At 51.4% G+C, this 13185-nt stretch carries 12 protein-coding genes; 5 read left to right on the top strand and 7 right to left on the bottom strand.

The annotated features are described in order from the left end of the window. Positions 1-9 precede the first annotated feature (9 nt). The 3 genes from NST44_RS25640 to NST44_RS25630 all read left to right on the top strand — a co-directional run bounded on the left by NST44_RS25640 (position 10) and on the right by NST44_RS25630 (position 1520). Complete coding sequence (locus NST44_RS25640; RefSeq protein ID WP_157462209.1) at positions 10-174, top strand: hypothetical protein; 165 nt, start codon at positions 10-12, stop codon at positions 172-174. A 173-nt stretch (positions 175-347) separates the two neighbouring features. After that, the gene (gene nirD / locus NST44_RS25635) at positions 348-674 is read left to right on the top strand and encodes a nitrite reductase small subunit NirD (protein WP_007133073.1); all 327 of its coding nucleotides are present in this window, start codon (positions 348-350) and stop codon (positions 672-674) included. A gap of 45 nt (positions 675-719) precedes the next feature. After that, the gene (locus NST44_RS25630; RefSeq protein ID WP_007133072.1) at positions 720-1520 is read left to right on the top strand and encodes a formate/nitrite transporter family protein; all 801 of its coding nucleotides are present in this window, start codon (positions 720-722) and stop codon (positions 1518-1520) included. A gap of 298 nt (positions 1521-1818) precedes the next feature. On the opposite strand, the gene NST44_RS25625 is transcribed toward NST44_RS25630, so the two are convergent. The 7 genes from NST44_RS25625 to NST44_RS25595 all read right to left on the bottom strand — a co-directional run bounded on the left by NST44_RS25625 (position 1819) and on the right by NST44_RS25595 (position 7476). Next, positions 1819-1977: a hypothetical protein gene (locus NST44_RS25625; protein WP_007133071.1), complete on the bottom strand. Its 159-nt coding sequence runs from the start codon at positions 1975-1977 to the stop codon at positions 1819-1821. Between the two features lie 263 nt (positions 1978-2240). Then, positions 2241-3101 carry an IS3 family transposase gene (locus tag NST44_RS25620; protein ID WP_244152709.1) on the bottom strand — a complete coding sequence of 287 codons (861 nt, stop codon included), beginning with the start codon at positions 3099-3101 and terminating at the stop codon, positions 2241-2243. Between the two features lie 11 nt (positions 3102-3112). After that, positions 3113-3409, bottom strand: coding sequence for a transposase (locus NST44_RS25615; RefSeq protein WP_007129247.1), 297 nt, complete (start codon positions 3407-3409; stop codon positions 3113-3115). A gap of 102 nt (positions 3410-3511) precedes the next feature. Further along, the gene (locus tag NST44_RS25610) at positions 3512-4372 is read right to left on the bottom strand and encodes an IS3 family transposase (protein WP_244152709.1); all 861 of its coding nucleotides are present in this window, start codon (positions 4370-4372) and stop codon (positions 3512-3514) included. 11 nt (positions 4373-4383) lie between these two features. Then, entirely contained in the window at positions 4384-4680 is a 297-nt protein-coding gene (locus tag NST44_RS25605; protein ID WP_007131733.1) for a transposase, read from the bottom strand. Positions 4681-5033: 353 nt separating this feature from the next. After that, entirely contained in the window at positions 5034-6242 is a 1209-nt protein-coding gene (locus tag NST44_RS25600; RefSeq protein WP_213617303.1) for an IS4 family transposase, read from the bottom strand. 508 nt (positions 6243-6750) lie between these two features. Next, positions 6751-7476, bottom strand: a complete 726-nt coding sequence (locus NST44_RS25595) for a Crp/Fnr family transcriptional regulator (protein ID WP_007129684.1) — start codon at positions 7474-7476, stop codon at positions 6751-6753. 383 nt (positions 7477-7859) lie between these two features. On the opposite strand from NST44_RS25595, the gene adhE reads away from it, so the two are divergent. Together adhE and pflB are read left to right on the top strand one after the other, a co-directional pair. Then, positions 7860-10493 carry a bifunctional acetaldehyde-CoA/alcohol dehydrogenase gene (adhE, locus tag NST44_RS25590; RefSeq protein ID WP_007129685.1) on the top strand — a complete coding sequence of 878 codons (2634 nt, stop codon included), beginning with the start codon at positions 7860-7862 and terminating at the stop codon, positions 10491-10493. Positions 10494-10880: 387 nt separating this feature from the next. Further along, positions 10881-13127 carry a formate C-acetyltransferase gene (gene pflB / locus NST44_RS25585; protein WP_007129686.1) on the top strand — a complete coding sequence of 749 codons (2247 nt, stop codon included), beginning with the start codon at positions 10881-10883 and terminating at the stop codon, positions 13125-13127. The last annotated feature ends 58 nt before the right edge of the window (positions 13128-13185 follow it).

Here is a 13185-nt window from a genome sequence, read left to right as displayed (position 1 = left end):
GCGAGTAACTTGAGTACACTAGCGCTTATCGCCCCAGACATTCCCGTTGAACCCTTGGTTCGGTATCCGGGTGAGCAGGGCCGTGCAAGCAGGTCTATACCGCTGCCTGCACTCGGCCAAACGCCGGATCAGCGTCATGGCCTCGTGCTCGATCAGACCTGGGGGATGGGTTAATCGCAGTTGAAGCACCGGATTGACGTAAGAAACGCGTCGCATGTTCCGGCGCAGCAGAATGTTATAAGTTTTTTATAGAGATGTTTCACAGTTGCATGGGTCTTCGGAATATTGGTCCGGCTATTCGTGCTCATGCATACATGGCAAACGTTGTACATGGAGGTTGATCCTATATGGAAAGTGGTCAATACGTAGTTATCGGGCAGGCTGAGGATTTCCTGCCCCAGATCGGCAGAGTCGTTAAGTTCGGAGATCAGGAGATCGCTGTCTTCCGGACCTCGGATCATCGCTGGTTCGCGCTGGACAACCATAATCCGCACCCGAAAGGGGGCCCGCTGGCGGAGGCAATACTGTCCGGGCATTATATTTACGACCCGCTGTACGATTGGAAAATCGAGCTGGCGACAGGTAACGTTCAGGCGCCCGATTCAGGGAACGTGCGAACCTATCCTGTCCGGGAACGGGAAGGAAGGGTCGAGCTTTGCCTCACGAAGCGGTAATTCTCCATCGCATCATCAAACCGACAGAATAAGAGGTGTTGTCCCATGTTCGCAAGCGACGTGGAAGCCGTCGTCCAGACAGCGGTAAAGAAGAAAGAAATGATGAATGAAAGCCTGCTGCGCTATATCGTCTCAACCATGCTTGCCGGCGCCTATGTCGGCATCGGCATTGTGCTGATATTTAAGCTGGGGGCTCCGCTCGCCGCGGAAGGCTCGCCGTTTCAATCTCTCGTTATGGGGGCTGCGTTCGGCATCGCGCTGACGCTGGTCGTATTCGCCGGATCGGAGCTTTTTACCGGCAATCATATGGTATTCACCATGAGCACGTTATCCGGAAAAACAACCACCCTGGATACGCTTAAAAACTGGGGGATCGTGTTCATCGGTAATATAGCAGGGGCAGTGCTGCTTAGTTATCTGGTTGCGGCCACCGGTCTTTTCAAGGGCATTCCGGCCGATCACCTCATCTTTACGGCGGCAGCTAAGAAAATGAACGACCCGTTCTTGGAGCTGTTTTTCCGGGGAATCCTGTGCAACTGGCTGGTTTGCTTGGCCATCTGGACGGGCATGAGAGCGAAAAACGAGGTTGCCAGACTGATCTTGATCTGGTGGTGCTTGTTTGCCTTTATTGCTACGGGCTACGAGCACAGCGTTGCAAACATGACGCTGCTTACACTTGCCAATATTCTGCCGGGACATCCGGAGACGGTGTCCGTCGCCGGCTGGATCAGCAACATGGTTCCGGTAACGCTCGGCAATATTGTTGGGGGCGGGCTGTTTGTCGGCAGCGCGTATTGGTTTATTTCGACTCCGAAAGGAAGCAAGAAGCAGCAAGCTTCAGGCTAAACGAAAATACCGGGTTTTTAAAAAGTAGCCTCAAGTATTTCAAACAGTCACTTGTAGTATAACAAAAGTAGAAGTAATCAAAGTGCACCAAGGGTTTAAAGCAGGCCGAATCTGATATCTTTTCTATTGCGTCTCATATAAACATCCGGTAACGAAAAAAAGCGGACTCTACGCCAAAGGGCGGGGTCCGCTTTTGTATGCAGTGCAAAGTGCGCAGCCCTGCCCGTCTCTTGCCTTGAAGTCCCTCGCGGCAGAAGATGTCAGGCAGGATTGCTGCGCGTAATGTCCTCCAAAATCCTTACCGGTGTTCCACCAGGTCAATCGCACCCAGCACGACATGGGCCAGTCCGAAGCCAAGAATACCGGTTGCGGCAAGTTTATACTTGCTGCAAAGCAGAGCGGCGCCTGAAGCAGAAACTACAGTTCCGAGAACAGCAGGAATCAAACCTTCACGCATGCGTTACACTCCCTTTGAAATGGTTTTGGAAAGACAGGGATTATTGTGGGCAAAGACAGGCAGATTATGCACGGCGGTGGGGATGGGAGGATCGAAGAGGGGGGAGCGCCAGTGAACAAGTCCCGAAAGGGGACTTGGGGGAGCGTAAAGCGCGCCACAGGCGCAAACAAGTCCCGAAAAGGGACTTGTGGAGGTGAAATGCGCGCCACAGGCGCAAACAAGTCCCGAAATGCTCTTCTGTCAAGAAAGTAGACACCTCTAAGCTAAGCTATGCACTCGTAATAGCACTGCTCAAAACGCACCGGGGACATATACCCAATCGTACTGTTAGAACGTTTTCGGTTGTAAAAAAATTCAAGGTAACGGTACAGCTTCTGCCCGGCTTCCTCTTTTGTTTTAAACTTAGGTTTGCTGTAAATGAATTCTCGCTTTAGGATACTGTGAAACGCTTCAATACAGGCGTTGTCGTAGCAGTTTCCTTTGCGGCTCATACTGGGCTTCATGTTAAATTGCTTCAACTGTTCACGGTACTCTTTAGCGGCATATTGCGAACCGCGGTCGGAATGGTGAATCAATCCCTTCGGAGGCTTCTTAGCAGCATACGCCATCTTTAGGGCATCGAGGGTAAGGTCTGTGGTCATCCGATCGCTTAGCTTCCAACCGACGATTTGTTTGGTGTACAGATCCAGGATGCTCGCAAGGTAGAGTTTCCCTTGGCGGCAGGGGATGTACGTGATGTCAGCGACCCACTTTTCGTTGGGCTTTGTGGCTTTGAAATTTTGTTCCAACACGTTAGGGGCAATCGGGAGATCATGCTTGGAATCGGTCGTAACCACTCGGAACTTACGGGCCATGCATGAACGAAGGCCATGTTCGCGCATAATGAGGCCCACCGTACGTTCCGATACCGTCCATCCTTCCTTCACCAGCTCGTTTCGTATTCGGGGACTGCCGTAGGTTTCATCGGAGTCATAGAAGTGCCATTTCACACGTTCAGCCAGCGTTGCCTTACGTTTTTCCCGTTCAGAAGCTTCAGAGGTACGCCATTTGTAATAACCGCTCCGAGACACGTGAAAGAGAACGCACATCTTCTCCAATCGAAACTCGGAGCGATGATCTTCGATAAACTGGAACCTTAGTTCTTTTCTTTGCTGAAGATGTGCATGGCCTTTTTTAGAATCGCAATTTCTTCTCTCAAATCATCAATTTCGCGTTTTTGGTCTTCGATAAGTTGGGTTTGCTGACGTAAGGTTTCCCCATGATTGACAGGCTCGTGCTCGAATGCTCGATACTTTTTGACCCAGTTGCGTAATGTGCCTGGATTAATGTTCAACTCATCGGCGATCTGCTCCAGCGTCTTCGACTGTTCTTGCACGTACTTTACGGTTTCACGCTTAAATGTCTCGTTGTAATGTTGTCTATTGCCACTCATTTTTTTTTGACACCCTCTCGTCTGCTTTGTTTCATTATCGTTTTATCACTAAGGGGTGTCCACTTTTTATGCTCTTCTGTCAAGAAAGTAGACACCTCTAAGCTAAGCTATACACTCGTAATAGCACTGCTCAAAACGCACCGGGGACATATACCCAATCGTACTGTTAGAACGTTTTCGGTTGTAAAAAAATTCAAGGTAACGGTACAGCTTCTGCCCGGCTTCCTCTTTTGTTTTAAACTTAGGTTTGCTGTAAATGAATTCTCGCTTTAGGATACTGTGAAACGCTTCAATACAGGCGTTGTCGTAGCAGTTTCCTTTGCGGCTCATACTGGGCTTCATGTTAAATTGCTTCAACTGTTCACGGTACTCTTTAGCGGCATATTGCGAACCGCGGTCGGAATGGTGAATCAATCCCTTCGGAGGCTTCTTAGCAGCATACGCCATCTTTAGGGCATCGAGGGTAAGGTCTGTGGTCATCCGATCGCTTAGCTTCCAACCGACGATTTGTTTGGTGTACAGATCCAGGATGCTCGCAAGGTAGAGTTTCCCTTGGCGGCAGGGGATGTACGTGATGTCAGCGACCCACTTTTCGTTGGGCTTTGTGGCTTTGAAATTTTGTTCCAACACGTTAGGGGCAATCGGGAGATCATGCTTGGAATCGGTCGTAACCACTCGGAACTTACGGGCCATGCATGAACGAAGGCCATGTTCGCGCATAATGAGGCCCACCGTACGTTCCGATACCGTCCATCCTTCCTTCACCAGCTCGTTTCGTATTCGGGGACTGCCGTAGGTTTCATCGGAGTCATAGAAGTGCCATTTCACACGTTCAGCCAGCGTTGCCTTACGTTTTTCCCGTTCAGAAGCTTCAGAGGTACGCCATTTGTAATAACCGCTCCGAGACACGTGAAAGAGAACGCACATCTTCTCCAATCGAAACTCGGAGCGATGATCTTCGATAAACTGGAACCTTAGTTCTTTTCTTTGCTGAAGATGTGCATGGCCTTTTTTAGGATCGCAATTTCTTCTCTCAAATCATCAATTTCGCGTTTCTGATCTTCGATAAGTTGGGTTTGCTGACGTAAGGTTTCCCCATGATTGACAGGCTCGTGCTCGAATGTTCGATACTTTTTGACCCAGTTGCGTAATGTGCCTGGATTAATGTTCAACTCATCGGCGATCTGCTCCAGCGTCTTCGACTGTTCTTGCACGTACTTTACGGTTTCACGCTTAAATGTCTCGTTGTAATGTTGTCTATTGCCACTCATTTTTTTTGACACCCTCTCGTCTGCTTTGTTTCATTATCGTTTTATCACTAAGGGGTGTCCACTTTTTATTCTAGCTGCAAAAAGGGACTTGTGAAGGCGCAATGCGCGCCACAGAAGCAAACAAGTCCCGAAAAGGGACTTGTAGTGGCGCAATGCGCGCCAGAGAAGCAAACAAGTCCCCAAAAGGCATGAGCGTTGCATAAATCTTTACATCAGCAATCACTTGGATGAAATCTGAATAAGAACAATTAATTTACAGTTGTTTTTTCGAGAATTACACCAAAAGATCCAACACTTTCTTAAATGTAGCTACGTTTTCCTATAAAATGTATTTTGTGCAAGATTTTTGTTTCCTAAGTCACTTTGCTTGTTTTAAAAATGCCAATGCTCGTTCGTAATTCAGGTACCTTCCTTGGTGCACCGCGTGGCTTTCCAGAAGTTGTTCGCGTAGGTGCTCGAAACAGAGCATTCAAGAACTGGGACCACGGATGATACATGTGAATTCGAAACAATTCAAGGACACGCCAAACGCTTTTCTTGGTTTCTAGACGTAGCTGCATATACTGTGCCAGCACGTAAGCGATCAGCGCAAGGTAAATCTGGTTCCATATCGCTTGCGGCTTATAGCTGTGCAGTTTTTTTAGGCGCAGATGCTGCTTTATCCATTTAAAGAAAAGTTCAATAAGCCATCGGCATTTGTAGATATGAGCTACTTCTTCGGCCGTTATGTCCTGTCGAGAGGTAAGTAGGCGATAAAAGCGCCCCTGCTCATCATAAAACTCTACGAGCCGGACTCGTTCCTTCATCTTGCGCCAACCGCTACCTACGTTCACAAGAGCATCTCGTGTGATCGGACTTCCTGGAGGGATTTCTCGTTCCTCCACAACATGGATTGAGGTGCGATCTCTCATTCGCATGACAAATTGAATGCCGCGCTCCATCCAGTTATCCATGTTTTTGTAGCTATCATAACCACGGTCCATGACATAAGTTGCCGCCTGCTCGGTGACCAGTTCGACCGCCCCGGCTCGGTCGCCTACGTTTAAAGTCGATGGGATGACAGCGTCCGGATATACCACTTCGGGTGAAGCGGCTACGAGCCGCACATGCAGCTTTACCCCGCTGGAGGTATGCGAAACTCTGGCCCAATCCCCAAGTACCAAGGGGAGTGTGATTTTCGACGAATCAATGAGTGCCAGAGGTCCAATGGTTGAAGAAATGCCCTGCTGGTGAGCCGTCAGCTTCTGGACACGGGCAACGCTATGGAGAAAAAGCATGTGCAAGATTTCCGTCGGGATTTCGCTGAGTTTCCGTGACAATTGGGCTGCGCTGATGCTGGGCAGATCGAGGATGGACCGAATGTCAGAATGTGCATAAATTTGTTCTTCCATCTCGATATAGCTTTGCCAATGGTTGAGCTGAGCCAGAATGAAAATGAGAATGCTTTTGTTGATGGTGAGCTTCTTGGCGTAGCGATCGGCATGAAGGAGTCGATCGTGTACATCCAAAGGCAGTAAAGAAAGCAGTTGACGAACGACAGTGTTTTGGGTTACGTTATCCATGGTTTGGACTCCTTTTTAGAGGTCGTGGACAACGTGCTACGTCTTCTAAATTAGGAGCCTTTTTTTGTTTTGTCCATGAAAAAGATACAGGTAGTTACAGAAATAGTAACTTCAGCAAAAGTTGTGATAGGTTTTATGCAACGCTCATGCCCAAAAGGGACTTGTAGCGGTGGAATGCGCGCCAGAGGAGCAAACAAGTCCCCAAAAGGGACTTGTAGTGGCGCAATGCGCGCCAGAGGAGCAAACAAGTCCCCAAAAGGGACTTGTAGTGGCGCAATGCGCCAGAGAAGCAAACAAGTCCCCAAAAGGGACTTGTAGTGGCGCAATGCGCGCCAGAGGAGCAAACAAGTCCCCAAAAGGGACTTGTAGTGGCGCAATGAGCGCCAGATGAGCAAACAAGTCCCCAAAAGGGACTTGTAGTGGCGCAATGCGCGCCAGAGGAGCAAACAAGTCCCTAAAAGGGACTTGTGAAGGCGCAGCGCATGCCACGCAGGGTGACCAAGTCACCCTAGATCCGGCAGATTTCCTTCGGACACAGCTCGCAGTGGCAGATTTCCTGCAGCATCGACAAGTCTTTAATGACGATCAGCCCGCCTGCATACTCGATCGCTTCTTTTTTGCGGAGATCGCTTAGCATGCGGTTGACACTCTCGCGCGTGGCTCCGATCATGTTCGATAGGTCCGTATGGGTAATTTTTTTGTTGATCAAGGTGCTTCCGTCAGCCTGCTCCTGCCCGTACGTATTGCCAAGACGGATCAGCGTCGAGCACAGCGCCCCTGGTTTGCCGTACATCATCAGATCCCGAAATTTGGTCTGGGTAATCCGGTGGTGGACGCCCATCCACTTCATGAAATCAATCGCGAAGTCGCAATGCTGGCAAACCAGCAGCTCCAGATCCTTGTTCTCGATGACGCCGACCACGCTGCTTTCCAGCACTTCAGCCGAGTAGCTGTGGTTGCTGCTGATGAATGGATCGGCATGCCCGATCAGATCACCCGGATGATACATATATAGAATAAGCTCTTTGCCTTCATCGGTCGTTTTCGTTAATTTGATCCGTCCCTGCTTTACATAGTAAAGCTTGTCGGCCAAGTCGCCTTCCCAGAACAAATGCGAGCCTTCAGGGAGGGCGCGTTCCTTCATGGTAACCAGCAGACGGTTTCGATTTTGTTCCGAGAAGCACTGGATATTCCCTAAGCTTTCTAGTTCTAAAACGTTGTCTACAGTATTCATGTCGGTATCTCCTAACATCTTTAAATTTGATCAGTTCAATCTTGAATGATTTGTTACCTCCATTATAACGTGAAAAAAATCACTTGAAAGGGTATTTGGGAGGAAAATAGTGGCGAATTTTCAAACTTTGTGATCTAGTTCACGTATAGGGAGGATCCTCTTAACCTTTTCTCGGCCTTGCGCCACTCCGGTCGCGACAGATATCGGATAGCCAATTCCGAAGAGGATGTCATGAATCATAAAAATATATAGCCGAACCAATATTATGTGAAATAATTCACATAATATTATGAGACGCTATGTTACGATCGAACCGTAGACAACAGAAACCAATAAACAACCGCGAAAGCAACCAAACAGAAAATCATGGGAGGATGAGAGAGATGGCTGTAAGCAAAGCATCTGGAGAAACCAAAGCATCCGCAGAAACCAAAGTCAAAGAACAAACGGCTGAACAATACGTACAGGGCTTAATCGACCGGGCGAACCGGGCTCAAGCGCAGTTTATGGAGCTGGACCAAGAACAGGTCGACCGAATCGTGCATGCGATGGCGATGGCCGGGCTCGAGAAGCATATGCAGCTGGCAAAAATGGCGGTCGAAGAAACCGGACGCGGCGTATACGAAGATAAGATCATCAAAAACCTGTTTGCAACAGAGTACATCCATAACAATATTAAATACGACAAAACGGTGGGCGTGATAGAGGATAACCCGTACGACCAGTTCCAAAAGATCGCCGAGCCGATCGGGATCATCATGGGGATCACCCCCGTAACGAACCCTACCTCAACCACCATCTTCAAAGCACTGATTTCGATCAAGACGCGCAACCCGATCATTTTCGGATTCCATCCGTCGGCACAGGCTTGCAGCCGGGAGGCTGCTGCCATTTTGCTGGAGGCCGCGCGTAAGCATGGAGCCCCGGCGGATTGCATTCAATGGATTGAGGAGCCGTCCATGGAGAAGACCAATGCTTTAATGCATCATCCGGACGTGGCGTGCATATTGGCAACCGGCGGTTCCGCCATGGTAAAAGCGGCTTACAGCTGCGGCAAGCCGGCACTCGGCGTCGGTCCGGGAAACGTGCCGTGCTTTATCGAGAAGTCGGCGGATCTCGACCAGGCCGTGAATGACCTGATTTTATCGAAGACGTTCGACAACGGGATGATTTGCGCGTCGGAGCAGGCTGTCATTATCGAGGAGCCCGTGTTTGAGCAAGTGAAGAAGAAAATGATGGCGGCCGGCTGCTATTTTATGAACAAGGAAGAAACCGTGAAGCTGTCGGCTAAGGCCATGATATCCGACAAATGCGCGGTCAATTCTGCGATCGTCGGTCAGCCGGCGGTTAAGATTGCCGAGCAATGCGGCCTTGATGTCCCGGCAGGCACCAAGATTCTGGTAGCCGAGCTGGACGGCGTCGGGCCGGGCTATCCCCTGTCCGCGGAGAAGCTGAGCCCTGTGCTGGCGTGCTACCGTGTCAAAAACGCGCAGGAAGGCATCAAACGTTCGGAGGAAATGGTCGCCTTCGGAGGGATGGGACATACGTCCGTCATTCATTCGCATAATGAGGATGTGATCCGGGCGTTCTCGAGCCGCATGAAAACCTGCCGCATTCTGGTGAACCAGCCGTCCTCGCAGGGCGGAATCGGGGATATCTACAATACGAATCTTCCATCCCTGACGCTGGGGTGCGGATCGTATGGCCGCAACGCAACCTCTTCCAACGTAACGGCCGTTAATCTGATCAACGTGAAAAGGGTGAACCGCAGAACCGTGAATATGCAGTGGTTTAAAGTCCCGGATAAAATATACTTCGAAAAAGGCTCCACCCAGTATCTTGCCAAAATGCCGGGCATATCGCGCATTGCCATTATCACCGACCCGATGATGGTGAAGCTCGGGTACGTGGAGCGGGTTGAGCATTACTTGCGGCAGCGAAGAGCGCCCGTAGCGATCGAGGTGTTCTCGGAGGTCGAACCGGATCCTTCAACGACTACGGTTGAACGGGGAACCGAAATGCTGAACAGGTTCCAGCCGGACTGCATCATTGCTCTCGGCGGCGGTTCGCCGATGGATGCGGCGAAAGCGATGTGGCTGTTCTATGAGCACCCGGATGCCGATTTCAAAGATCTGAAGCAGAAATTTATGGATATCCGCAAACGGGTGTATAAGTATCCGAAGCTTGGCCAGAAAGCGAAGTTCGTTGCCATTCCCACCACATCGGGCACAGGCTCGGAGGTCACGAGCTTCGCCGTAATCACGGATAAAGTTTCCGGGCACACCAAATACCCGCTAGCCGATTACGAGCTGACGCCGGATGTGGCGATCATTGATCCGGAATTTGTCTACACGCTGCCGAAGACCGCCGTCGCCGACACCGGCATGGACGTGCTGACGCATGCCATCGAAGCCTATGTCTCGATCATGGCGAACGATTATACGGATGGGCTTGCCATCAAGGCCATTCAGCTCGTATTCCAGTATCTGGAGCAATCGGCGCTTACCGGCGACAAGCTGGCCCGGGAAAAAATGCATAATGCCTCGACGCTGGCCGGCATGGCCTTCGCCAATGCGTTCCTGGGCATCAACCACAGCCTTGCGCATAAATGGGGCGGTCAGTACCATACCGCACATGGCCGGACGAATGCGATCCTTATGCCGCACGTCATCCGCTACAATGCGAAGAAGCCGACAAAATTCGCCGCTTGGCCGAAATATACCCATTTTGTGGCTGATCAGCGGTATGCCGAGATCGCTCGGATTCTCGGTCTGCCGGCTAGGACGACGGAGGAGGGCGTCAATAGTCTGATCCTTGCGATTCGGGAATTGAATGCCAAGCTCGGCATCGAAGAATCGTTCCAGCAGCTTGGCATTGATCCACAGGATTTCGAGAATCGCGTCGACGAGCTAGCCGACCGTGCGTTTGAGGACCAGTGTACGACGAGCAATCCGAAGCTGCCGCTCGTGTCGGAGCTTGCGGATGTATATCGCAACGCGTTCTATGGACGGTTTTAACCATACGAGACGAAGGGTAAGTAAACCCTAGAGGGATGGATGCAGCCTTCTGCCGGCCACGTCAGCCGATAGCAGAAGGCTGCATATTTGTTTCCAACCCCGGCCTGCAAATTCGGGTGATAAAAGTCACGAAAAGCTGCATCCTTGTGACTTATATCACAGATGTAAAGATCCACCAGGGTTACAATAAGGGTGTACAAAATAAGCGAGATGAATCTCGGATCTTTACAAATGCAGCTTGCGGGCAAAAGACGGAACCGGCGCGCCTCAATTAGTGAAATAAATCACATTTAAGGGTTTGAATCTGAAAGCCAGAGACTTCCCGCGGTGCGGAGGGTTCCCGCCGTATTGCCGCAGGCCGCAGCTTAAAACTAGGAGGGATTCGAAATGTCGGTGATGGAGCAGTATGCAGGCTGGAGAGGTTTTAAGTCAGGGAAATGGAATAGGAGAGTCGACGTCAACGATTTTATTGCCAGAAACATAACGCCTTATGAGGGGAACGAGGAGTTTCTTGCCGGGCCGACGGATAACACAAAGGCTCTCTGGGACATCGTATCCGATTTAACCCGCAGGGAACGTGAGGCCGGAGGGGTGCTGGACGTTGATGTGAATACGCCGTCGACGATCACCTCCCATCAGCCGGGATATTTGGACAAAGAGAAGGAGAAGATCGTCGGACTTCAGACCGATGAGCCGTTCAAGCGCTCGATTCAGCCGTTCGGCGGCATCCGGATGATGATTGACGCATGTAATGCGTACGGCTTTGAAATGCCGCAGGGCATCGTGGATATGTTTACCCATATCCGCAAAACCCATAACCAGGGTGTGTTCGATGCATACACTTCCGAAATGCGGGCAGCGCGCAAAGCCGGAATCATCACCGGCCTTCCGGATGCTTACGGACGCGGACGCATTATTGGGGACTACCGCCGAGTGGCCTTGTACGGAGTCGACGCGCTTGTGCAGGATAAGCTTAGGGAGCTGGCCGAGCTTGAAGTGGACGCGATGGATGAGCCGGTTATCCGTCTGCGCGAAGAGCTGTCGGAGCAGATCCGGGCGCTGAAAGAGCTGAAGGAAATGGCGGCCATGCACGGTTATGACATCTCCAAACCGGCCAATACGGCGAAGGAAGCGTTCCAGTGGCTGTATTTCGGCTATCTGGCGGCGATCAAGGAACAGAACGGGGCCGCGATGTCGCTTGGCAGGGTATCTTCCTTCCTTGATATTTACATCGAGCGCGATCTCGCCGAGGGCAAGCTGACGGAAGAGACGGCTCAGGAGCTGGTGGACCATTTTGTCATGAAGCTGCGTATCGTAAAATTCCTGCGTACGCCGGACTACAACGAACTGTTCAGCGGAGATCCGACTTGGGTGACGGAATCGATCGGCGGCATGTCCGTAAACGGCGTTACCCGCGTGACGAAGAACAGCTTCCGCTTCCTGCATACCCTGTATAATCTGGGACCTGCTCCGGAACCGAACCTGACTGTCCTATGGTCCGAGAAGCTGCCGGAAGCCTTCAAGAAATATTGCGCCAAGGTTTCGATCGAAACCAGCTCGATCCAATACGAGAACGATGATCTGATGCGCCCGATTTACGGGGATGACTACGGGATCGCCTGCTGCGTTTCGGCGATGCGAATCGGCAAGCAAATGCAATTCTTCGGCGCAAGGGCGAACTTGGCCAAAGCGCTGCTATATGCCATTAACGGCGGCAAGGACGAGAAGAGCGGCGCCCAGGTCGGCCCGGAATATCCGGCGATCACGGCCGAGGTTCTCAGCTACGACGAGGTCATGAAGCGGTTCAAGCCGATGATGGAATGGCTGGCGAAGCTTTATATGAATACGCTGAACGTCATCCACTATATGCATGACAAATACAGCTATGAACGGATCGAGATGGCGCTGCATGACCGGGATATTTTACGGACGATGGCATGCGGGATCGCCGGCCTGTCCGTAGCGGCGGATTCGCTGAGCGCCATCAAGCACGCGAAGGTTAAGCCGATTCGAAATGAGCAGGGGATTGCCGTGGATTTCGAGATCGAGGGGGACTTCCCTTGCTACGGCAACAACGATGACCGGGTGGACAGCATCGCGGTGGAGCTGGTGGAATCGTTTATGAGCATGATCCGCAAGCACAAAGCATACCGGGATGCCATGCCGACGCAGTCGGTGCTGACCATTACGTCGAACGTCGTCTACGGGAAGAAAACGGGAACGACGCCGGACGGTCGCAAAGCGGGCGAACCGTTCGCGCCAGGGGCGAATCCGATGCACGGCCGCGACAAGAAGGGAGCGCTCGCCTCGCTGACGTCGGTTGCAAAGCTCCCGTACGAGGACAGCCTCGACGGTATCTCGAATACGTTCTCGATCGTGCCGAAGGCGCTGGGCAAGGACGCCGATACCCGCATTCGCAATCTCGTAGCGATGCTGGACGGATACTTTGGCGATGACGCCCACCACTTGAACGTCAACGTATTCGACAGAGAGCAGCTGATCGACGCGATGGAGCATCCGGAGAACTACCCGCAGCTGACGGTGCGCGTATCCGGATATGCGGTCAACTTCGTCAAGCTTACCCGCGAGCAGCAGCTGGATGTCATCAACCGGACCTTCCACGGTTCGATGTGATGATAGGCGATAAAGGCATAATACGAAACTTGGCCGGTAGAGCCGGAATACGAGCAGC

The organism is Paenibacillus sp. FSL W8-0919 (genome assembly GCF_038003785.1).
GTDB classification, from domain to species: domain Bacteria; phylum Bacillota; class Bacilli; order Paenibacillales; family Paenibacillaceae; genus Paenibacillus_AQ; species Paenibacillus_AQ lactis.
This window is presented reverse-complemented; position numbering and strand designations above follow the sequence as displayed.